Below are 23,038 nucleotides of genomic sequence, written 5' to 3'. Positions count from 1 at the left end.
CATAGATTCAAGCCACGAAGAAAGACTTATGACTATGGTTGACTATCACAAGAAGCACATGCCACAAGAAATGATTTTACAAATTGGAACGCATGAGGACTTTGAGAACGGTTTTGTAGATGATTCTTTTTGTCTTGGTGTAGCTGATTTAATCAAAGCAGAAATTGAGCGTTCGGGTGGAGTTGTTTTGAGTTGGGGCTTGCACAACGATGAAGCAGAAGACCCTGAAAATTTTGTCAAAGATGTAACGACTGAAGAACGAAAAATTTCGAGTAATGAAGCTGTCAGAGTTCAAGGTTCTCCGCATCTGCATATTCGTTTTGCGATGATCAATAAAGGAAAGATTGACGTTAAGAATACTCTTCTTGAACATCATATCTATGCACCGTTTGGGAGCACGAAAGAATATCAAACTTTGCTCATTGAAAAAGAGAAAGCAAAAACAGATATTTCCGAGAAACAGAAAGCAGTTAATGTCAAGAAACTTGAAGATAAGAAAGATAGTTACTTCGAACAGAAGAACTCTCCGAAGGTTACGTTCACCGCAAATCTTCGCTCTGTAGCTGAAAGTTATGCCCATAGTTGGTGCGATGAAAGAGGTTTGATTCTTGATGATGAAAACCGTTCAAAGTGTCCACACATGGAGCCGACAGAGTTTAGGCATTACCGCGAACTCAAAGACAGACAAAAGCTCAAAGAAGAGAACGAAAAAGCAGCTACGGAACTCGAAGAGACTTAAAAAGAAGTTGAAAAAGCTGAAGAGCTTAGAGAAGCAAATCTTCAATCTGCAAAGCAGATAGCTGACATGACAAAAGCTAAAAGTAGCGAGATGTTAGTTGATGCAAAACAGAAAGCAGATTCGATTGTTTCCGATGCTAAGAAAGAATCATCAGAACTCGAAATAGCGAACGAAGAAAAGAAGCAAGAGTTGAAGGAAACAGAATCACAGATTGAAGGTCTTCATAGCTTCAAACAAGATTACGATAAGTTGGACGAGGGGTTTGATAACTTCGTTCAAATCATAAACAAAACTATTGCTGCAAAGAACAAAGCCGTTCAACAGTTCTTAAAGCTGCTGCACCAATTTCTGCGTAACACAGTGTATAAGGAAATTGTGAAGCAACAGCAGCGTGAACAAGTAAACAGGGTTGATTCTTCGTTTGATTCGCAGTTTCAAGACAGAAGAGAATTTAGAGAATAACCGATAGTCAATCCGCTATCGGTTCTCCAATGGCATAATGAGTTTTGAGGAAGGAAAGTAGGTCTATATGAACCGTCACAATATGGTTGAAACCGTGGGCTCTCAATACCACGAATCGAATATAGAAGGTGGAGAGTGGAGCTACGTTAAAGATGCTGGAGATATGGCAACTTTGACAGCAAAACTCGGTGGTGAAACACCTGAACGTTTCAAGCTTGATATTCGATTTGCAGATAGTGACGATACGGGAGATTATGCAGTTCTGATTGAAACAAAGCAGAACTTTAGAGACGAAGATGCAGAACAATTAAGAGCGTATATTGAAGAAGAATATGCGCTGCATCGAGGAACTAAAATCATTGCAATTTTGGCGAACACAAACGATGACCGTATTCGTGCTTGGAAGTCAGAAGTTGATGGCGAGCATCTTCTTCCCGATGAAACAGTTTTGGACAGCATGGAGCATTACAAAAAGCTTTTCTCTGTCGAGCGTCAGAACGACCGAGAAAAAGTCATGCGTAATACTTATGCACTGAATGAGTTGTTGCATAGAAAAGATATTGACGAGCGCAACCGTAGCCAGTTTGTCGGTACTTGTCTTTTGTTTATCAAGAGCGAAGTCGAGAAATACGGACATGGTGGACGTATTACTGATGAAATGAAAAAGAAATTGCAAGAGCGTTGGAGTGAGTTTACCCCTACACAAATTCGCTCTGCTATTGGTGAAGTTCTTGAAGGTCTACTTGACGGTAGCAAGAACAAAGAATTGAAAGTTAAGCTGCTTCAGCGAGACGTTCTGAACGACCAAAAGGTTAAAGCACTTACGCAGGAAGAGTGGATTGAAGTCCTAACTGATATTCTTATGAATATCTATCGCTATATTGACGCTGATTCTTCAGAAGGTCAGGACATTCTTAATCTGTTCTTCATTACGTTTAACAAATACGTTGGCAAGGCAGATAAGAATCAAGCATTTACGCCTGACCATATCACCGATTTTATGTGTCAAGTCGTAGACGTTACTTTCAAAGATGTTGTGCTTGACGAGTGCTGCGGCAGTGGCTCGTTCTTAGTTCAAGCAATGGTTAAAGAGCTTGCAGATGCAAGGCGCGGACATACTGAAGTGCAATTCAAAGAGCTTGCTGATGAAATCAAGCAGAAGCATATCTTTGGAATTGAGAACGAGGAAAAAGCATACGGATTAGCCACTACGAACATGCTTATTCATGGTGACGGTAATTCAAATGTTGAGTTCGGTTCTTGCTTCGATAAGCAGAAGTTTATCGTTGACGCGAAGCCTACGGTAATGCTGATGAATCCACCGTATAACGCAAAACCAAGAACTATTCCTGATAGATACAAAACCGATTGGACAGCTTCAGAAAAGAACGGTAAATCAGACCCTACGAAGGGAATGGTTTTTGTTAAGTATCTATCTGATATTGCCAAAGAAGAAGGCTGGGACGGGGTGCGTCTTGCCGTACTACTTCCTATGGCTGCTGCGATTGGTACTAAAGAAAGAGTTGGCGGTATTAAAGAACGACTTCTTCAGGACAACACGCTCGAAGCCGTTTTTACTTTGCCTCCCGATATATTTTATCCAGGAGCAGCTGTTCAGGCTGTTTGCATGGTATTCACACTGAACCGCTCTCATTACGAAACAGATGGTGTTACGCCGAGAAAGCAAACTTTTTTCGGGTTTTACAAGGACGATGGATTCATTAAGAAAAAGAATCTTGGGCGTGTCGAGCAGTTTAACGACGAAGGACAAAGTAATTGGAAACAGATTCAGGAAAAATGGCTTGACCTGTACAAAAATAAAAAAGTAGAAGCTGGGTATAGTGCGATGTGTGAAGTTAAAGGAAAAGAGGAATGGGTGGCAGAAGCATATATGGAAACAGACTATATGCTTCTGACTGAAACCGATTTTCTGAATACCACAAACAATTACTTAGCTTATTTGATGAAAGAAGGGCAAGTCTATGAATCTTGATATATCAACGTGGCAAGAATTTGATTTGAAAGACCTTTTTGGTGACCCTGTAAGAGGAACTAGAATTACGCAAGAAGATAGAGAGCCAGGTGATATACCTTTTGTTACCGCAGGGGAAAGCGACCATGGAATCTCTTCTTATATTTCTAATTCCGAAGCCACAACACATTCTGATGCGATTACTATCGATATGTTTTGTAATGCCTTTTATCAAAAAGGCAAGTTCAAATGCGATGACAATATTCTTGTCTTAAAGAACGAAAAACTTAACGAACTATCAGGTAATTTTATAGTGAGTGTTCTACTGCAAGATAAGTATCGTTTTAGCTATGGAAGACAATATCGTCAGAAAGACTATAAGCGACATAAAATATTACTTCCAAGTACTGCATCAGGAGAGCCTGATTGGGAGTGGATGGAAAACTATATGAAGTCGTTATTTTCGAATCGCTTGAACTCTTTCTTTGCCTGATTCGGAACAAGTGGATAAGCAAAAAGGATTTGTTAGGTATCAAGACAAACAAAGGAAAGGAACAAAGGATGGCAACCAAGCGAAGAACTTCATCAAAGACGATGAATAAGCGAATCCAACGCAATAAGACTGAAACAGGGGCGATTTAAGCCCCTGTTTTTGTATGAGTGGGTATCTTTCCACTCGAACCTCTTAAAAAGGCTTAGAACGGCTCTGAACCGTTCTATGACGGTTTAAGGGGTGGTCGCTTGCGCATGGGTCTTACCGGGTATAATCGGGTTGATTCGCAAGCGAAGCATCACAGGTTATATGCCCAGCGTAAACCCCGTGAAAAAGCAATACAAAAAGTAATACTAATCGCGTGCAAATCGGTGTTATTGGTTGTTGATTGAGTGACAAGCAGGATTTTGAAATATGTTGACGAACAGGGAAAACATACACAAAATACCTGATAGTAGGGGTCGCGGGAGATAATGAACCTATTACCCCGAAGGTCGTAGGTTCAAATCCTGCCCCCGCGACCAAAAACTTAATCCCTGACTTGGTTAAACGGGTCGGGGATTTTTTTGACCAACACGTGACAGGCATGGGTTAATGCGGGGCATATAAGCAGAAAAGTGTGTAAGGCTCAGTCCATCGCAAAGGGGTAGGAGTGCTGTTGTGGAACTCCGACCAAACCAGGCCTTCTCCCCATCTCGCTGGTGTGCTGCCATCATCGCCAAGCTGTCTTGCGGCTTGGTATCGCCATCTGGCGATATCTTCATCGGTTGGGAATTCTTTGGTCATTCTTGCGAAGGGAATCGGTTCTTCTGATTCCATATAGCAAAACCAAAACACAGCTTTAATACGATGGTCTATGTTCATGCCGCGATGTGTAGATAGCATGCGCCTTATGCGTCCGTTTAGGTTTTCTATTCTGTTAGATGTTGAGGAAACAGGACCTTCGGTGAGCACATCCTCATCCAGATAGGTGAAAAGCATCCCTGAGTTACAATGCTCTGTGAGAATGTGCTTCGCCTTCCTGAGCTTTTCGTGTTTGTACTTTCTGTGGTCAGTCTCAGATCTCTCTTTTAAGAACTCTTCATAATCTGTGCACCACCTCTGGAAGCGCGCCATCCATACGGCCGCCTCCGTGCTGGTTTTGACATGTATGAGATCCTTGGCGATCGCGTACAGGTCGACCCCTGCCTGCGTCTTCGGGCGCGCGGTGGTGCACCTTTTGACCTGGCAGAACACATGGAAGGTGCACCTTTGCATTCGGGTGTTAGGTCAGAAGGCGTGCATGACTTTTCTGATGCCGCCTGTCCCGTCGCAAACCAGCACGTCTGGAGCGGCGATCCTCTGCATGAGGCATCCCCAGTCCTTGGAGTTTTCGGACTTCGCCAGATGGTAGCCGACGACATGCCTCTCGGCTAAGGCTATAAGGATTACCGCCTTGTTGCGAACGAGCCATATGCCATCCATATAGATGACATGATGGACCTCATCGCAAATGGGAAGGATTGGCCAAAGCGACCAGAATACAGATGTCTTGTCTCGAAAGGTTCTTGCAGCCATTCCAAGTTCGCTTTGAGTAAGTTTACCCAAAAGCCATCCAACAAACACTTTAAGCCATCTTACGGTGGTATCGTTTTTCCTAACGCTAGAGCCTCCGCATAAGCTACATCTCCACCTCTGCCTTCCTGCTTTTGTAAATCCTTTTTCTTCATCTTGCCGCCGCAGATTGCACATTTTCTAGTAAACACTGCTCACCCCTGCCCATAACTGACTTTTTCTTGGAAAAAGCTTGCCTGAACAGGGATGTCAAGTGAGAATCCTACACACTTTTTGCCTGTATGTCCCCGCTATGCGGGTGCGCATTGAAGGCTTTGCCCTTGAAAGACCAGATGACCACCCGGCAAGGAATATGATGCGATTGTTCAGGTCGTATCATTCTTGGGAAAGGTGGTCATTTTGGCAAATAAATCATACAGCTTGTCTCACACGAAATGGATGTGCAAATACCATATCGTGTTCACTCCGAAATACAGGAGAAAGCTCATCTACAACGAATACAGGAAGTCTTTGGGGGATATCTTCAGGAAACTTTGCGGCTACAAAGGCGTGGAGATAATCGAGGGGCATCTTATGCCCGATCATGTGCACATGCTGCTTGCGATTCCGCCCAAGTACAGCGTATCGAGTTTCATGGGGTATCTGAAAGGCAAAAGCGCCCTTATGATGTTCGACAAACATGCGAACCTGAAGTACAAGTTCGGAAACCGTCACTTCTGGTCTGAAGGCTACTATGTATCGACCGTCGGGTTGAATGAGGCTACTATCGCTAAATACATCAGAGAACAGGAAGCCCATGACCAAGCGCTCGATAAGTTGAGTGTCAAAGAGTACGAGGATCCATTCAAGAAATGATAGCTAAAGCCCCTTTAGGGGCAGCCCTGTAATACAAAAGCCGCTTTCAGCGGCTTGCTAAGCGTCAAAGGCGATACGGCTTGAACGAAGTGAAAGGCAAGCGCCTTTAGACGCTGTCGGCACCCTTTGACCTTATAGACCTAGAGCAAACCACCCCTTTGAGGGGTGGTTCATGATTTGCGCATTGACGGCAAGGCTTATGGAGCTGCGGAGCATGACAGCTTGCTGGCATGCGCAGCTAGAGCCGAGAAGCGAAGCGGCTTGGCGGCCAGAGGGCAAGACCCCGCAAAGGGCGCTGGTGCGGCGAGGATGAGTCCGTGGCGCGCGCCATGGCTGCCGCGTGGCTCGCACGGCTCAGCAGCACACCCGGAGTGCGGGCGGCTGTGCTGCTGGAGTGGGCGCCTCCATGGTCATGAGTGGATGTATCTGGAGAGCAGACGACGCACCGCGCGACCAGGTCAGCGACCGGGGATGGCGGCACAGAAAAATTCGACGACGTGGGGCTAACGGATTCGGCGATTCTCAACAAAGAATCATTAACGGGTTAGGAGAACGCTAGAGCACTCGAAAACCATCCTTAACGGCATATCGCATAAATAATGGACTACGAGCCGCTCGTCAGAACGAATATGTTTTTACGTCGCCAAAAACAAGGACCTAGACTTGAGAGAACCGCTTAGATTGTAAAATAACTCGGTTGTACTGTACGCAACTATCTAGCCTGATTTGGAGCAACATCCGAGCTATGCAAAACAACCTTTCGACACTATACCGACAGGCGTTGCCGTCGTTCCGCTCGGGTGTCTTCTTCAATACCTACGCGTATCCAACTAAGATAGCGCCAGAATCGATTGCCGTCTACATCGCCACGCATACTGATCCTGGAGACACGGTCCTCGATTTGTTCTCAGGGAGCGGGGCGACGGGGCTAGCCGCCCAGATGTGCGAGCACCCGACTCAAAGCATGTTGAGCATTGCTGAGAAGCTCGGCGTAGATCCCAAATGGGGTCCTAGAAACGCCATTCTCTACGACATAAGCACTTACGGCACCTTTGCAACTCGTGTGATGACGAACCCCCCCTCTTCGGATCTCTTCGTCAAGTCAGCAGAGAAACTAATTCGTGACGTGGACGTCGAACTAGGCCATCTGTATCAGGCTAAGGATGACCAAGGGCATGTTGGCACTATTCGCCATATTATTTGGTCAAGCGTCCTAACATGCAGGCAATGCGACCGTGACTTCACGTTCTATGAAGGCATGGTCAGTTGGGACCCCCTTAGAATCGATTCAAATGGCAAGTGCCCTCACTGCGGTGCGAGAGTGACGACAGGCGATAACGCGTTTTCAATGGAAACGAAATACGACGCCTTGCTCGACAAGAGCATAAGTAGCCGTCGTAGGATTCCGGTTCTGGTCTATGGCGAAACCAATGGGCGAAACTGGCGACGTGCCGCAAATACAACGGACCTCGATGGTGTAACCAGAATCGAAGCTCTCGCCTATCCGAAGGACACAAAGCCACAGCCAATTGAATGGGGTGAGCTGTATAGGGCTGGGTATCACAGCGGGATTTCTCACCTGCACCACTTCTACACGAAGCGCAATTTTCTCATTATCGAAGCACTCTGGAAAAAGGCTGCAGATTACGAAAGCGACGTTCGGGACGCGCTGCGCCTCCTAATACTCAGCTACAACGCCACGCACGCAACTCTCATGACGAGAGTGGTCGCCAAGCACAATTCGTCAGATTTCGTGCTGACAGGCGCCCAAAGCGGCGTGCTATACGTTAGCAACCTACCTGTTGAGAAGAACATCCTTAAGGGTCTACAACGTAAAATAAAGCCCTTCGCAAGGGCCTTCTCCTACGTAAATGGGTGCACCGGACATGTTAAGGTTGTCAACCAAAGCAGTGACAGACTTCAAGAGGACGACAGGACGATTTCATACGTCTTCACCGATCCGCCGTTTGGAGACTTCATCCCCTATGCGGAGGTTAATCAGATCAACGAGCTTTGGCTGGACGCGACTACTGATCGCTCAGATGAGGTCATCATCAGCCCCTCTCAAGATAAGGATGCCAATAAGTACGGTCATATGATTATGGCTTCACTGGCTGAGGCCAAACGCGTTCTAAAAGACGACGGACTCATGACGCTCGTGTTCCACTCATCAAAAGCGGATGTGTGGCAAGCGCTCGCTTCGGCAATAGAAGACGCAGGTCTCGATGTGGTTACAACCACGCATCTCGCAAAGTCCCAAGAGAGCTTCAAGCAGGTGGTCTCAGCAGGTGGCGTGAGAGGTGACTCTCTTATACTGCTGGGCAAGACGGAGCATAAGTCAGGCACATCTGTCGACACGGAAGCAGAGCCTGTTTTTTACGAATGCCCCAACAACCCGCGGGAAGCATATGCCTCATACGTAAACCATTGCCTCGAAAACGGATTGCGGGTAGAGCTGGACGCCCGCGATGCCTACGAGAGATTTACATCATTCGGGGCAATAACATGAGCAACAAGGAAATTGGCCAATTCTTCTCGGGACCCAGAGTCTCCAATCTTCTTGTGCTCGCTGCAGAGATCGCCGATATCGAATCTACTTACGCCATCGATCCTATGGTCGGGCAGGCAGACATGCTCGTAGCCCTGCAGCAACACGGAGCGCACGCAGAACGGCTATACGGGATTGATATCGACGGCGATGCCGTTAATGCTGCAAAGGCAAGGCTAGGAAACAGCTATTTTCTTAAGTGCGATGCATTGAGCCCATCGGCTACCGACTTGTACAATTCACATGAGTGGGACCTGGTCATAACGAACCCGCCCTATGTCAGGTATCAGGCCCTCGACACCTTTTACGGCGAGAATTCGGTAGAGACCATACGCAAACGTCTCATCGAAACCCTTGAGGCGCTCGATGCCGCGAGATCAAAGCGACCGTATCTCGAAGCAGCTAGATCGTACTCGGGGCTATCCGACCTCGCTGTGCCTTGCTGGATTCTTTGCGCATGCCTAGTTAAACCCGGCGGCAAGCTTGCAATGGTGCTGCCTGATGCCTGGCTGAAGAGAGAGTATGCCAGCGTCATCTATGACGTTCTGAACACTGATTTCACGATTGACCGGATTATCATTGACGAAAGCCGCACCTGGTTCCCGGATGCGCAGGTCAAGACAAACCTCCTTATTGCCACCAAACGCAATGACAGCAGAACGACACCAGATAACACGCATGTGCATCATATAGGCTTGTCGAAGCGGGCAGCTAGCGAGCATTCTCTTTCCGGCGCATTAGCGTACAAGGGACATGCTGGCGACGAGGTGTTTGTTGATCTATGCCGAAACGGAGTGAATCTCTCGAACAGCTTCGTATGGGCACGACGTGAAGACCTCAGCCGTGTTTCATACGCATCGTGTCCAGAAGCCAAAACGAGAACGGTATCTCTTCGCGACTGGAGGCTTAACGTTGGCCAAGGCTTGCGCACAGGTGCAAACGGGTTCTTCTACCTGATGGAGAACGAGGACGGACGGGTCAGCAACAGTATTTGGGAGAATTGTGCCGGATTGGAGCCTGCCAACGCTTGTCGCCTTCCGCTTATGCCGGCACTGCGCTACCAGGACGAAATCGGAGATGCGTACACTGTAGCAGCACGCAAAACTGGATATCGGCTATTGCTCATCAGCAAGCCCATCGAGAACAGCCCCGATATTGCAGAGCGAGAATTGACAAGCTTGAGGAAATATATCGATTACTGCGAAGAGCATGATGTTGTCCAGGGTGGACGACGCCAGCATATACCAAGCCTTTCGGCTGTTAGGACAAACGGACCCCTCAGTAGCACGCCCGACGTAGATCGATACTGGTACATGCTGCCCGCGCTCAAAGACAGACACCTGCCAGACTTGGTGATCCCCCGCATCAATGGAGGCGTCGTGCGCGCCTACCTACTTGCTGGTGGCAGACAGGTTGTAGCAGATGCCAACTTCTCCACGATTTGGGTTAGCGGCAAGGACCGCAAAATGGCGCACGCCGCGCTCGCGCTGCTGAACTCAACTTACGTCAGGCTCGAGCTTGAGCGCCACTGCAGCGTACTGGGCGGCGGGGCTTTGAAGTGCGAAGCCGTGTCGTTACGCAAGTTGGAGCTGCCTAAACCAAAGAGCGAACTGATAGAGGCACTGAGCCGGCGCGGAGCCGAGCTTGCGATAGCTCGCACCATCGATGAGGCAACGGCCATCCAGACAAGTATCGACAGCGATATTGCGCACGTGATGGCCGTGAACGAACAAGCCAGTGTCCTGCTTGCACGATGGAGGGAAGAGCTTGACATTAGGCTGAAGCTAAGGAACGAGTGACTACTATGGATATGAAAGACTACGAGCTTCGCGCGGAGCTCGACTACGAGGCCGCCAGAGACTTCTTCACGCAGGCAAGTCACGACATACAGGACAGGTCAAAGGAAGACCCCTTACGCTACCTCTTCTGTACACGGTTGCCGACAATGTTCCCCAGCAAGCCTTGGTGGATTGACGAGCATGCCAGAAGAGCAGAAGCGAATGAAACGTACAGCGTCGACAATACGCAAAGGAGCGGATTTGCCGACGTGCTAATTGGCCACACCGCCGTCGAATACGAAAAGAACCTAGCGCAAAGCAGCATATTCGATCACGGATACGAGCAGGTCGAAGACTATTGCGCGGGTCTCCTTAACAAAAACGTCGATCGTGACAACATCGTCGGAATCCTTTCCGACACCGTGCACTGGTACGCCTATCGAGTTGACATCGAATATGACGGACGACCCACGGCCGAGAACGGCCTCTGGGGCCGGGATGACCTAAAGCTTTGTGAAATCGATCGACTCGACATGACAGACACTTCCGACGAGAACCTGGGGAGATTCGAGAAATTCATCAACAAATATTACGGACGCATCGGTTCGAAAGAGCTCACCCCGAAAGCGCTTGTGTCTGACTTCGGCCTGTACAGCGGAAGCACTAAGACCAGGACTGATGCCATACGAGATTTAGTCGCTACCGCCTGTAAAAAGAATCCTGGGTACGCGAAGCTCGTTGAGGGCCTATGGTCAAACTTCGTCGAAGGTGTAACTGGGGTAGGCTCGGGGTTCACGGAAGACTACTCGCATGAGCTTTATATCATCACCCTCGCAAAGCTTATAGCGGCAAACATACTTGACGGTGGTGCGCCAGAGAGAAGCGCAGGGCAGATACGAGAGATTCTTGAAGGTAGCTACTTCGTGAGTTTGGGCATCGAAAACCTCGTTGAATACGATTATTTCGGCTGGCTGAACGCAGACCCGTACATTGACGATCTTATCGACTGCGCAATCGAACTGCAGCGAGACCTCATGGTCTACGACTTCGCAAACGTGGCAACAACGGACCTGTTTGGTGGACTCATCTCTCAGATGGCAGGAGTCGACAAGAAAATACTTCTCGGTCAGGCACCAACCCCTCAGCCCATCGCTGCAAGAATGGTCAGCAAGGTTATAGAAAACCTTAACGGGCGAGCGCCCCATCTCGTTGACATGTGTTGCGGATCGGGGATCTTCATTGTCGAAACGCTGTCACAGCTCATCGACAACATGGGCAATCCGGCAAGCCTAGAAGACACTGAGCTCATTATGCTCAGCGAATCCATATATGGCTTCGACGTTGACCCGCTTGCCGTCATCCTTTCGAAAGTCAACTGGGTGCTCGTGATGAAGAAGTACCTTGGCTTTTTCGCGGGACCCGTACATATTCCAGTGTACCATGCCGACTCCCTATTCACGCGCACACCCGTGAGCACGCACGATGATACAAGCAGCAACGAACTTGTTGCCCACCTTCACGATAGATCGGTTTCGATTCCGCAGTTCCTCATAAGCAGGCCTTATAGGCAACTGTTCGACGAGATGATGGTCAAAGCCGACGTCGTCGCTGCCGACTACTCAAAAAAGGAACAAGAGGTCGACACCGCAGATACGGATGGGATTTTCGCCAGCTTGGTAACGCATATGGGGATGGAACTCGATGAGAACAACTATCACTCTGCCGCAGCTACGTTTGCCACTCTTATCCGAGTGCTGAGTGACTTGCGCAACCGAGACAGAAATGGCATCTGGCCTTTTGTTCTGAGCAACTCGTTCAAGCCCGCATTTGCCACATCGTTCTTCAACGGCATCGTATCCAACCCACCTTGGCTTGCGCTCAGCAGGCTGCGCGGGAACCCATATCATGACGCGCTTATTAAGCTGGCGAATTCGCACGGCATAATGCCACACGGCAGCTCCTTCCCCCACGTTGAACTTGCAACCATTTTCTTGGTGGCATCTATACGAAGATACGTGTCAGATGACGGCGTGATAGCATGCATCATGCCTCACTCGATGCTTAACGGTAGGCATGAAGAGTCTTTCAGGACAGGGGGCTACCTTCGTTCAGAGCTAACAACCGAATTTAAGTTAACCGAAATCTGGGAACTACCAAAGGAAGCCTTCAATAATCGCGCTGCAGTCATCTTTGCCAAAAAGGAGCACACCGATACTGCGAGCAGAGAAGTTGCAGGCATTGTGTTCGATAGCAGCCTCGATGAGACCCAAGTCACATACAAGCTTATAACTAACGGAAAGGCAACTGCCTTTTCCTACAGCACCCAAAATGTTGAGAAAGCCCTAGACGCCGTTAACTTCAACCAGGGCTTTGATGGAATGCCGCGAACGGCTGTTATCTTCAAATGCGAGCAGCAACAGAATCACCTCTGGACAGTTAGCTCGATTCCAGCAAACGGCGACTCGCTATCTTTTGCCATAAAGGATGGCAAGAAATGTAAGAATTTCAGCATCGGCACGGTCGCAAATATTGACGGCAGTTTGCTCTATGAAATGATTACATCTAACCAGGTCATGCCCTTTGCGCCTGTCCAGCCTGTAAGGGCTTTCCTACCTGTGAAGTACGTCCCCGGACAAGGAGCCGTCGAGCTATCCGATCGAGACCTTGCTTTGCTTGGAAGAAGTAACAAAGTACTTGCTGACAAGGTCAAACATTGCACGGAAGGCGGTGTTGAGTTCTACCAGGAAAAGGGCGGCTATCTCGCATATCTGGACACGAGAAACAAGCTTTCGCATACACTGCACGACACTTCAAAATGGCGTGTCTTGTACGGCGCCGGCGGCAGCAACATTAGTGCGTCGGCTGTTAATTGCGAGGAAATCAGCAGGGCACATAAGCTGGCTATTGACCAGACTCTCTACTGGCGAGGGGCAAACAGCGAGGATGAAGCCCTCTATTATGTCGGCCTTCTCAACAGCGACGCCATCAACGACGCAATAAAAGAATTTCAACCCGAAGGCAACTTCGGGAAGCGTCATATCCACACGCTGCCCCTTAGCCTTATTAGCGAATACGACCCGAATGATGAGAGACACGCCAAAGTCGTTGAAGCAACGAAGCTATTGCAAGCCAGGATTAAGAGGGCTTGTGCCGAGGATCCGCGTCTTGCTTCATGTCTAGATCCTGCAAACGGTGCTCTCAGTAGTCGACGGAGAAGATTCCAGCAGTTTTATAGAACCCTTCAGGAATTCGAGCGTCTTAACGTGGCGTGTATGGAAGCTATTTAAGGCAGTGTGATCGAATGCTGCAGGATGTATGATGATTACAAGCATACGACTGCCTTTAAGAACGCCCTTCGACCACGAACAAGTAACGATTGATGATCTCGATCGTGCCTGGCGTATTCGCCATGGGTAAAGAGACTGTTGACACACAGAGTAGCATCGATCGTCTCACCAACCAAATAAAGAAGGATCAGGAAAAGATACAGAAGGCGAATGACAATTTACGCCAAGCATACGACGAGATGACCGACGTTGAGAACGGTATTCGCGAAGCATGTTGGACCTTTAGGACAGAAATCCCAGATGACGTTAAGAAGGTTTGGACCGGCACCGGACGAAAAGATTCTTTCCGCGATGAGCTTCTACCAAGAATCGCCGCCATCAAGCCCGATGACATTCAACCAGATTTGCGAGACATAGAGAGACGAATCGCGATTGTCTTTGACGATAACGCAAATACGGTACCTGAAATACCCACAATCCAACTCTCGCAACTTGTCGATTACGAAGATGAGCCTATCTTGCAGAAGAAAATCGTCGGAAGGGAAGACTTACCTTTAGGGGCGCTCATTAAAAAACTCGAGAACAGTGATTGGGTTTCGCAGGGTATTGACTATGCTACCGAGGGTGACATCTGTCCATTCTGCCAACAACCATGATAACTGACAAGTTCAGAGAAGAAATAAGCACCTTCTTTGACGAGACTTACGAGACCGATAAAGCCGAAATCAGACTTTTAGCAGATCAATACGCTGAGAACGCTACTGCAATCATCGATGCGATAATTCAAATAATGAAAACCCACGAGGATTTTATCGACATGCCGGCAATGGAAGCCTGACTTGCCGACCTAAAGACTAACGTGCAGGCAACCAAATCACTGCTTGATAAAAAGCTCGTCGAGCCGAGTATCCTGATCACGCTTCAAAGTGCCGCTAATATATGCGAGGCTCTCGAGAGTCTGTTGAACGAAGCAAGCGTCGCAGTCGCTCAACACAACGACATAATTAGCCATCGAAGCGAACAAAAGAGACAGATCATAGCCGACTTATGGCTATATGCGGCTATAGCTGCTAAGTCTCGCATTGGCGCATTTGATGTAAGCCGCTTGAAGGCGCAGAGCAAAATCGACGGTCTTAAGAAGAGCATCGAAGGGCTTGACAAATCGATACACACAGCAGAAAAAGAACTCGATGCAGCAGAGAGAAGCAAGACCAACGTCAGAGAGACAGCAGATGCAATAAACGCACTACTACTGAAATTTGGGTTCACCAACTTCAAGCTTGCCGTGACCGATGACGGCAAATATCGTATTGTCCGCTTGGACGGCGCCGGCACGGCGTGGACGAGCTCGAATACGGGGTACGCGCACTTCCGCATCGGCACCGCAAGCACGCCTGAATACATCACCGCTGCGCGAAACCAATGCGAGGGGCGATGATTGCATCCCCCTCGTGCATTCCTGCTAGGCAGCACGCAAGCCAATGTACAGACTACCTATGAGCGATATGACACATGTGCCTACGACCAACTCGAAGTTCGACTTGTTCAGATTCATCGTGGTGTCAGACATCGTCTGCCTGATCTTCTCAGATTCCTCCAATGCCTTATCGAACTGTTCATCGGTCAGATTGCCGCTTTGGAGCAGAGTCTGCGTCTCATCTGTCTGCATGCTCAAGACTTCTATCTGACGCATGGCAATGGAATGGTTGATATCCATGACCTTGCTCAGGCTTTGCTTGGCATAATCAACAAAGGCCTTCCGATCCATGACATTGTCGTTAAAATGCGCTGCCAACGTGTTGGTCTCCATTGTTCATTCTCCATTCTCGGGCCAATTAGAGGCCTGCTAATATTCCGTATTGATTGTGCGCTTGATGTCCGCACCTTGTGGCCACATAATGCATGGTAGTGCGAAGTATTGTGCTTTGGATAGTGTCATGAGTGGGGATAAATGTCCGCATATATACAGGAGGCAATATGTCCGTTGATCGAAACGATGCCGTTTACGAGAAGATAGAACCTGACTGGTTTAAATGGGTTATCCATAGGCAGGATTCAAGCATCCGTAAGCTCGGCAGTGACAAAGAAATAAGCAAGACTGAAAGAACCATACGAAGGGCTGTTAAGAGGGGGTCGATTTCGTACGCACTTCTGGATGAAATCGCCAAGAAACTCGACGTCCATCCTGATTACCTTGCAGGCAAGTATGCATGGACTCTGGAGCTAGAAATCATGAACAATGAGAGCGTTCGCGACTACTGGCGCGGCAATTACCTAGACCCCAAACAGTTCCCATATCAGCTTGTAGAGCAGGAAAGGATTGGGGTCAACAAACAGCTGATGGACACGCTGCTAATCCATGGAATATCAGAAGGTGATTTCAAAAAACTTAGCTGGAGTCAAAGGCGAGAGCTCGAACAGACCCTTGACCGATACACAACGCAGATACTTCATCACTGGTTTCCCACGATAGCCAAACCAGTAGAAGACCTTGAGTACTTCCAAACGATGGGCTGGCAAGACGAAGGCGATGTGATCGATGCGATGCTTGAGTATCTTGAGGAACGGGATTTTGTAAAGGTTTATGCGCCTGAACCCGATGATAACTATGCAAGTTCGTTTGAGGAGAAGTACAAGCATCTACCTGTGGTCAGTTTGCCTGCAATGACCCGTATCGTTATCGGCGGAACTTCGGGGCACTGCAGCGTTGATGAAGTCTATAAGGATTGTGTCACTATTACGCCCAATTCGATACGCTACAAGTACGAACCTCAAGAGTATTCGGCAAGCAACTTGCCTCTGAGGTGGGCTTACCAGTCAAGCAGCCAAGATCACAGGTTGCTGTTTGACGAGCTTGTTCAAATAGTTGCAGATATTCTTCTGGAGCAGAAAGACGAGGCCTCTGCCATTGACGTAGGCGCTACTACCTTCGGCGTCACGTATCTCGACGGATCCAGAAGACAGAGGGAATTCTATTTGTCAAGTGACTACTTCGCAGAATGCTTCGCTTTGGTGAAGAAAATGGTGCCAAGCGAAGAAGCCACGCCCAAAGTGCTCATGACATCTGAGGATTACTAGATTTTCTTTACGTCTCCACTACTGTTAATCTTGCAGGCTCCAGTCGCGGAAATAGGGCAACAACCACGTACTTATGACACCAACTGATACTGCCTCCCGAAGACGGAAAGTCGATCTCGGGAGGCAGTTCTTTATGGAGTCAATCATCGTCGCGTGTATCATGGGGGTGGTGACTCTCGTCGGGGTGATCCTCTCCAATTCCAAGTTGAGGGCCGTCATGGAGGTCAAGCTTGACGCCCTGACGGCCAAGGTCGAGAAGTATAACCGGGTCTTGGAGCGCACCTACAAGCTGGAGCAGGACATGGCGGTGACCAAGCACGACATCGAGGAGATCAAGGGGAAGGTGGCATGACATGGACGAATTTCTGACGAGCAACGACTGGCAGTGGCGTCTGCTCCGCACGGTGGTGCAGGGCGGCTTTGGGCGATAAGTATTCTGGCGTCCAGAGTCGTGTTAATGAGATCCTTAGCATTGGTTTGCCCTCTGGCTCTTCTGGTTCTTCAGCTGACATCGACGTGCTTGCCCGTGCCGTAATCAATGGCGACTACGGCAACGGAAAAGAGCGAAAGCGGCGTTTGGGTTCGAGCTACGCATCCGTGCAGAGACGCGTAAACGAGCTGCTGGCGTAGGGCTTTCGGTTAAGGTCGCAATCTGCGACCTTAACCGATGGCGTTCACGGTCTTTCGAGACGCGAGAGGATCACACACACCAACTCTACGCCACGCACCTGCTCGAACATGGAGGCGTTGCTGGCGATGAAGTGACGCATCTCGACAAAAGACTTCATAATCTGCACACTCACACGCACGGCTGTCTCACTCTTAAGAACTGCCGAGAGCATCGCCACGCCTTGTTCACTATATACGTAAGGTGGTGTTCGTCTGCCGCCGCGACCCTCGGGTTTTGCTCTTCCAATTTGGAAGAGCAAAGAGGCCCATTCGTCAGAAGTGAGTTTGAAGCGGAATTCGCTCGGAAACCTCTCGGCGTTCCTTCCTGCGGCTTTGTTCAAATTGCCTGTTTCCACTCCGTACAGAGTGGCCAGGTCGCTGTCCACCATTGCCTGCACCCCGCGCACTGTATATATGAGGTCGCGTATGGCCGGCTCATTCGCAGGAACGATTGCGACCGATGCATCCTCTTCTGCTTCCATGGGTTCGGCGGATAGGTCCTTCTCTTTTCCTGCAATAGCTTCCGCCCTTTCGTTCTGCATTTGGTTGGATGGATTGTATCAAGCGGGGAAAGCACTTATGGAAAAAGCGCCTTCCCCGTCGGTTTTACTCGGTTGCAGTCGCTTGGCGGGTCTTAGCCTGAACAAGCATGGCCTCTAGCTGCTCAACGGTAAAGCTTAAGCCGGGCGTGGGCAGAGCCGTAGGAGCGAGCTCGTCTTCCATATCGAAGTCCATGTCGAAGCAGTCCTGCACTTTGGAGACCGCGGCTTTCTTGGCGTCGTAATCCACATCGGCAACTGCTCGTGTGGTATTCATCTCGCGTTCCTGAATGTTAAGATTGGACGGTGCGGTTATTTTATCTTGGTTATATATATCGTTGTAACGATATATACTACGGTCAATGCAAGGCATTGACATCAGAGCTGCAGCAGAAAATTTTAATTAAGTAAAGCCTCGAAACGAAAACAAAAACGGCGAGCTATTCATAACTTGCCGTCTGATTGTCTGATACTGTTTTTTCTTACCAACGCCAAATAAAGAATTCTATTTATGCGTTTTATTCAAAGGCGACCGAACCGCCCGTATAAAGGCATTCACTTTATACTTAAAAATTTATCTTCTTTTTCTTCAAATTCAGGACAAATGGTTTTCGAAGTATCGAAAGGTTTTCCATCTGGAGTAAAGAATGGGCGAGAACTCATAAGAACTCATAACACGACATCCCTTATCACAGAAATTAGATATAGATTACCTGATTTCAATTTGAGACTCTCCTTGTATCCCTTTTAACCCTATTTTAATTCAATAACATTTTTACTCTTACGCAGTATTATCTTTCTATCTAATTATTAAGAAAGGTGATGAGACTATGTGTTATGTGTGTTTGCCAGGTTGCGATAATTGCAAACCAAAGTTCATATGGTGCGAAAGTTGTGGAAACCGCGCTTTTTTGCTAATGAATGAATGTGTATCTTGCGGAAGAAAATTCACAGAAGTTGATAAACAAAAAGCTATAGACGATTGGAGAAAACGTAAAGCTGAGACTTTGGAAAAATCCGACAACGAATAAATACCATCCTATCAACTTTCTTAATTGATGCATTGTTATTTTTCAAATTGAGACAATCTATCGTTCAATTTTTGTTTATCTCTGAAATCAAGTAAGCGACCTTATTTGACGCTTTATATTTGAATAAAGATTTTCCTATTGAAAAGAGGTACTTATGTGCTTTAGACCTGCTTCAGTGGCCATTCCTGTAGAATGTCTAGAATGTGGTGGTTCCATTAGTCCTATTGGCAGCTTGTATCCTCCGATTTGTCCATATTGCGGCACCGATCTATCTGAACTCACTGAACAAGCTGCTAAAGGTAATATGCCACCAAACCCATCAGCTCCAAGTGTGCCCTCAGCACCATGTGCGCCATCAGCGCCAAAGCCACCTTCAGTATAATTTGTCAGACCATATGTATGAGCTGACATGTGGAGTAATTGAAAATTTAAACTTTAAATTTCGTATTGCATCTTACTAATTATTCAATTCCAAAAACAGCATTCGCTAAAATTGTGTTGGCAAATCACTTAAATACGTATTCTGAACTGGTAACTTATATAAACTGTAGGTACTATCTACTTCAATTACATTTTTTCTTCCAAGTGCTATAGGATTCTTTTTCTAGAAACATTAGAATCACACATTACGTCTTCGACTGTCAAATTTTCATAGCTTTGAAAGGAAGTAAGATTCTAATCCAAGAGGGGAACGCACAAATTGTCAAAACAATAGAAAAATGAGGAAAATCCTAAAAACAGGTTACAAAAGGCGATCTGCTAGGTTAAGTACCTCTGTAACCTGTTTCTAATTACGAGAGTTAACAAACTCGTACATTCCTTAGTTCTTTTATGAACTTATCTGACATTCCTTAGCATCGCAAACATAAAAGGCGTAAGTTTCGAATGTTTTAGGGCGTACTGTTTTAGTTCAGACTGTTTAATCATTCACTCCATTCTTTAAATTCCCATAAGATTTGGAACAAGCAAGAAGAAGTCTGGAAAAAGAATCAACAATACACACATTAATAAATTGCAAATTATAAACGGAACCACTCCGACAAAAATCTTTTGAAGAGGAACACCCGATATGTTTTGCATAATATAAGTATTGATTGCAATTGGCGGAGACATCATCGCAAGACCTAAAACTACTACTACATAGACACCAAACCACAACCCGTTTAGTCCTAATGGTCCTGTAATAATTGGATAAAATATTGGAACAAGCAGCAATATCATTGCTGTGCCATCTATTACCATACCTAACACCAAAAAGGTTAACGTAATAAGAAGCAAAATTACTCCGGCTGGAAATGCACTCATAGTAACCCACTGCGCCAAAGCATAGGGTATGCCAGATATTGATACAAATTTTCCAAAAACAGAAGCGCATGCTAATAAGAAATAAATCGTAATCGAAAGGTTGAGTGTTTCAATCATTGACTCAACAAGTTTTTTCCATGTAATCTTCTTTGTTATAAACGTAACAATTATGACACCAATTACGCCGACAGCTCCTGCCTCAGTTGCGGTAAACAGTCCGGTGAAAAGACCACCCATGCTGATAACGAATATCACAAGAATTTCTACAAAATTACCATTTCTAATAGCATTCCAACGTTCTTTCCCGCTATAACGCTTGCTTCGGGGTGCAGCTTCTGGTTTTACTGTAGCCCAAATTTTTATACAAACCATATAGATGATCGTCATAACAATGCCAGCCATGATGATAGAAAGAAACAGAGAGCTAACAGATTCAGTTGTCACCATAGAATACGTTATACAAGTAATACTCGGAGGAATTAGTACTGCCAGAGTTGATCCGGCACAGAGTGCACCCGTTGAAAGCTTTTGATCATATCCTAGTTTCTCCATATCTGGGTATGCAATTTTTCCTACCGTTGCTAATGTTGCTGGTATGGAACCGCAGACTGCACCAAAGGCAGCGCAAATTGCTTGCACCCCCATGGCAACGCCGCCTCTTAAGTGACCAATACAGGTGCTAATAGCATTAATCAATCCTGAACTAATGCCAGAATATCCCGCAATAGCACCCATTAAAATAAACATTGGTATTACCGTTGTGGTATACGCAGCAAAAGAGCTAATAAAACTTGTGTTAATCATATGTATGGCTGCTACTGGTGATCTTAGTACAATAACCCCAACCACACCTACTAATAGCATTGAAAAAGCAACGGGTAAACTTGTAATTAGAAGTGCTAAGAAAATAAGAATACCCGCAATTCCTACCATGATTTCAAACATGAGAGCTCCTCTCTGTCATGCTCGCACGTTTGTCGAATTTCATTCCATATTTTTGATCATTGCTTAAATGAGATTTGCTTAGTTTGTTTTATGTTTATCACCGAGCGTTGAGTCTATATTTATATCTGCTCCATTCTTTTCAATTAGATTTAGATTCGGCTCCTTTTTCGCAAAAGCCCTTATATCAAAGAAAACAAGCAGCAAATAGGCGACAGCAACTGCAAGTACACAAATAATGATAAGTCCATACACGATCGAATATGGTATACCTAGCGATTCTGTGACTCGGCTTTCACTAATTGAGGTAAGAGCATTCGGGATTAGACCAATACCGGTATAGCTCATAACAAGTGCACAAATCCCATCAACAAATGCAGACACTATATAACGAGTTCTCTTTTTGAGTCGGTCGACAAGAATATTTACTGAAGGATGAACTCGTTTGAAAGAAGAATTGCCTGCTGCTAAGCACATTGCTAACAATGTTCCATACTCAACGATTTCAGTCACTCCAAATATTGGTAAATTAAACAGTCGTCTCATGATTACATTAACAACAGTCAAAACGGCTAAAAGTAAAATGATAGTGCCAGCAATCTTTTCAAGAACGCTAAAAACCTTCTCTATGTTTTTTTCGGCATTCATGTATTTCCTTACTCAGCTACGACTGGATATAACAGTAGATATTTATTAAAGAGAATCCGGATAGAGTTGTTTATAATGAGCATAGCGCTCTTTTATCCAGTTAAGAATTTCTTGACCATTATAGCCTAAGCTATCGAGTTGCTCTGCATACTCCTGAGTGTAATCATCTGCTGCTGCTACCCATCGTGCTACCTCTTCATCGTCCAACTCTATCCACTCAATATTTGGATTGTTCTCTTTAGCAATGCGAAGAGCTTCATCTCTAAACGATGCCCACCATCCTGAGGCTTTTTCTTCGAAAAACTCATCAGCAGTTTCTTCGATAATTTGTTGAATGTCTTCAGGTAGTGCATCAAATTTATCTTGACTCATGTAGATAACAGTATTCGTTTGAGTTGCCGCAAGATCAGTAATGAAATCACAGATATCGTAATACCTACTCTCTATCATGCTCTCATAAGAAAATACACCACCGCTAATGAGATTGTTTTGTAAAGCTTCATATACATCACTGCTGCTGATAGTAGTAGGTACTGCGCCCCACTCACGAACCAACTTGCTGGTTGTCGCACTTGCGCGGATTTGCTTGTTTTGTAAATCTTCTAACGACTTAATCGGATCAGTTGATATGATTAAGCGTGATCCAGAAGACATGGGCAATAAAACTTTGAGACCCTTATATTCTTCAGGTTGAAATTCTTCTATAAGATCCCTATAGACATAAGACATTACTTTGCCCGATTCTAAACCCAAGGCAAGTTCCGTAGTTGTAGTAAGAGGGAATGCTCCTCCATACCATGACGGAGAATCAAATACCACATCGACAATATCGTTGAGAACTGATTCCTTGCCTTCACCAGATTTAACCAATGACGATGCGAGGTATTCTGTAAATACTATCCGACCGTCTGTGGCTTCGGTAATTCTTGCCAGAAGTTCATGCTCAACATTCTGATACATCTCTGAGGTGGAGGAATTATTGGTAGCGTACGCAAGGTTATAGACAGTATCTTTGCTTTCCTCCATGTTTTTTATGCGGTCGCTTGAAGTTGCAGCACATCCAGGCAGGATCAAGAGACAGCCTGCCATTGCAAGCATGCATACTAAAAATAAGTTTTTAGATTGTCTGTGCATGATC

General features: G+C 46.5%; 20 protein-coding genes and 1 pseudogene. 14 read left to right on the top strand and 7 right to left on the bottom strand.

Translation table 11 applies throughout. The features are described from left to right. Window positions 1–28: 28 nt before the first annotated feature. From G7Y46_RS04715 to G7Y46_RS04700, 4 genes are all read left to right on the top strand, one after another. The gene (locus tag G7Y46_RS04715) at window positions 29–739 is read left to right on the top strand and encodes a hypothetical protein (protein WP_165252846.1); all 711 of its coding nucleotides are present in this window, start codon (window positions 29–31) and stop codon (window positions 737–739) included. A 66-nt stretch (window positions 740–805) separates the two neighbouring features. Further along, on the top strand, window positions 806–1,201 hold the full coding sequence (locus G7Y46_RS04710; RefSeq protein WP_165252844.1) for a hypothetical protein: 396 nt from the start codon (window positions 806–808) through the stop codon (window positions 1,199–1,201). A gap of 67 nt (window positions 1,202–1,268) precedes the next feature. Next, complete coding sequence (locus G7Y46_RS04705) at window positions 1,269–3,194, top strand: N-6 DNA methylase (RefSeq protein WP_165252842.1); 1,926 nt, start codon at window positions 1,269–1,271, stop codon at window positions 3,192–3,194. Further along, window positions 3,184–3,666 (top strand): restriction endonuclease subunit S, encoded by a 483-nt coding sequence (locus G7Y46_RS04700; protein ID WP_165252840.1) that lies wholly within the window; start codon window positions 3,184–3,186, stop codon window positions 3,664–3,666. Before G7Y46_RS04705 ends, G7Y46_RS04700 begins: the two co-directional genes overlap by 11 nt. Before the next feature lie 591 nt (window positions 3,667–4,257). On the opposite strand, the pseudogene G7Y46_RS04695 reads toward G7Y46_RS04700, so the two are convergent. Beyond that, window positions 4,258–5,375: pseudogene (locus G7Y46_RS04695) on the bottom strand (IS1249 family transposase). 244 nt (window positions 5,376–5,619) lie between these two features. Here G7Y46_RS04695 and tnpA point away from each other — a divergent pair. From tnpA to G7Y46_RS04660, 7 genes are all read left to right on the top strand, one after another. Beyond that, a complete protein-coding gene (tnpA, locus tag G7Y46_RS04690) occupies window positions 5,620–6,075 on the top strand; it encodes an IS200/IS605 family transposase (protein WP_165252838.1) in 456 nt (151 codons plus the stop codon). A 745-nt stretch (window positions 6,076–6,820) separates the two neighbouring features. Then, window positions 6,821–8,584 (top strand): DNA methyltransferase, encoded by a 1,764-nt coding sequence (locus G7Y46_RS04685; protein WP_165252836.1) that lies wholly within the window; start codon window positions 6,821–6,823, stop codon window positions 8,582–8,584. Beyond that, window positions 8,581–10,422, top strand: a complete 1,842-nt coding sequence (locus tag G7Y46_RS04680; protein WP_165252834.1) for an N-6 DNA methylase — start codon at window positions 8,581–8,583, stop codon at window positions 10,420–10,422. Before G7Y46_RS04685 ends, G7Y46_RS04680 begins: the two co-directional genes overlap by 4 nt. Before the next feature lie 5 nt (window positions 10,423–10,427). Next, window positions 10,428–13,688 (top strand): N-6 DNA methylase, encoded by a 3,261-nt coding sequence (locus tag G7Y46_RS04675; RefSeq protein WP_165252832.1) that lies wholly within the window; start codon window positions 10,428–10,430, stop codon window positions 13,686–13,688. Window positions 13,689–13,810: 122 nt separating this feature from the next. Continuing rightward, complete coding sequence (locus G7Y46_RS04670; RefSeq protein WP_165252830.1) at window positions 13,811–14,344, top strand: AAA family ATPase; 534 nt, start codon at window positions 13,811–13,813, stop codon at window positions 14,342–14,344. Beyond that, complete coding sequence (locus G7Y46_RS04665; RefSeq protein ID WP_165252828.1) at window positions 14,341–14,526, top strand: hypothetical protein; 186 nt, start codon at window positions 14,341–14,343, stop codon at window positions 14,524–14,526. Before G7Y46_RS04670 ends, G7Y46_RS04665 begins: the two co-directional genes overlap by 4 nt. Window positions 14,527–14,547: 21 nt before the next feature. Beyond that, window positions 14,548–15,126 (top strand): AAA family ATPase, encoded by a 579-nt coding sequence (locus tag G7Y46_RS04660; RefSeq protein ID WP_165252826.1) that lies wholly within the window; start codon window positions 14,548–14,550, stop codon window positions 15,124–15,126. Between the two features lie 24 nt (window positions 15,127–15,150). Here the strand turns inward: G7Y46_RS04660 and G7Y46_RS04655 are convergent, their stop codons facing one another. Further along, window positions 15,151–15,498 carry a hypothetical protein gene (locus tag G7Y46_RS04655; protein WP_165252824.1) on the bottom strand — a complete coding sequence of 116 codons (348 nt, stop codon included), beginning with the start codon at window positions 15,496–15,498 and terminating at the stop codon, window positions 15,151–15,153. Between the two features lie 167 nt (window positions 15,499–15,665). On the opposite strand from G7Y46_RS04655, the gene G7Y46_RS04650 reads away from it, so the two are divergent. From G7Y46_RS04650 to G7Y46_RS09210, 3 genes are all read left to right on the top strand, one after another. Continuing rightward, complete coding sequence (locus G7Y46_RS04650) at window positions 15,666–16,766, top strand: hypothetical protein (protein WP_165252822.1); 1,101 nt, start codon at window positions 15,666–15,668, stop codon at window positions 16,764–16,766. A gap of 133 nt (window positions 16,767–16,899) precedes the next feature. Continuing rightward, window positions 16,900–17,118: a hypothetical protein gene (locus tag G7Y46_RS04645; protein ID WP_165252820.1), complete on the top strand. Its 219-nt coding sequence runs from the start codon at window positions 16,900–16,902 to the stop codon at window positions 17,116–17,118. Window positions 17,119–17,282: 164 nt separating this feature from the next. After that, window positions 17,283–17,396 (top strand): hypothetical protein, encoded by a 114-nt coding sequence (locus tag G7Y46_RS09210; RefSeq protein WP_241157056.1) that lies wholly within the window; start codon window positions 17,283–17,285, stop codon window positions 17,394–17,396. Window positions 17,397–17,440: 44 nt separating this feature from the next. On the opposite strand, the gene G7Y46_RS04635 is transcribed toward G7Y46_RS09210, so the two are convergent. The 5 genes from G7Y46_RS04635 to dctP all read right to left on the bottom strand — a co-directional run bounded on the left by G7Y46_RS04635 (window position 17,441) and on the right by dctP (window position 23,034). Continuing rightward, window positions 17,441–17,977 (bottom strand): ORF6N domain-containing protein, encoded by a 537-nt coding sequence (locus G7Y46_RS04635; RefSeq protein ID WP_206214170.1) that lies wholly within the window; start codon window positions 17,975–17,977, stop codon window positions 17,441–17,443. Between the two features lie 64 nt (window positions 17,978–18,041). Next, on the bottom strand, window positions 18,042–18,251 hold the full coding sequence (locus G7Y46_RS04630) for a hypothetical protein (RefSeq protein WP_165252816.1): 210 nt from the start codon (window positions 18,249–18,251) through the stop codon (window positions 18,042–18,044). 1,693 nt (window positions 18,252–19,944) lie between these two features. After that, entirely contained in the window at window positions 19,945–21,255 is a 1,311-nt protein-coding gene (locus G7Y46_RS04625) for a TRAP transporter large permease (RefSeq protein WP_165252814.1), read from the bottom strand. 78 nt (window positions 21,256–21,333) lie between these two features. Continuing rightward, window positions 21,334–21,900, bottom strand: coding sequence for a TRAP transporter small permease (locus tag G7Y46_RS04620; RefSeq protein ID WP_165252812.1), 567 nt, complete (start codon window positions 21,898–21,900; stop codon window positions 21,334–21,336). 45 nt (window positions 21,901–21,945) lie between these two features. After that, window positions 21,946–23,034, bottom strand: a complete 1,089-nt coding sequence (gene dctP / locus G7Y46_RS04615) for a TRAP transporter substrate-binding protein DctP (RefSeq protein ID WP_165252810.1) — start codon at window positions 23,032–23,034, stop codon at window positions 21,946–21,948. Window positions 23,035–23,038: the final 4 nt, after the last annotated feature.

It is taken from the genome of Adlercreutzia sp. ZJ304, assembly GCF_011039075.1.
Classification (GTDB): Bacteria; Actinomycetota; Coriobacteriia; order Coriobacteriales; family Eggerthellaceae; genus Adlercreutzia_A.
This window is presented reverse-complemented; position numbering and strand designations above follow the sequence as displayed.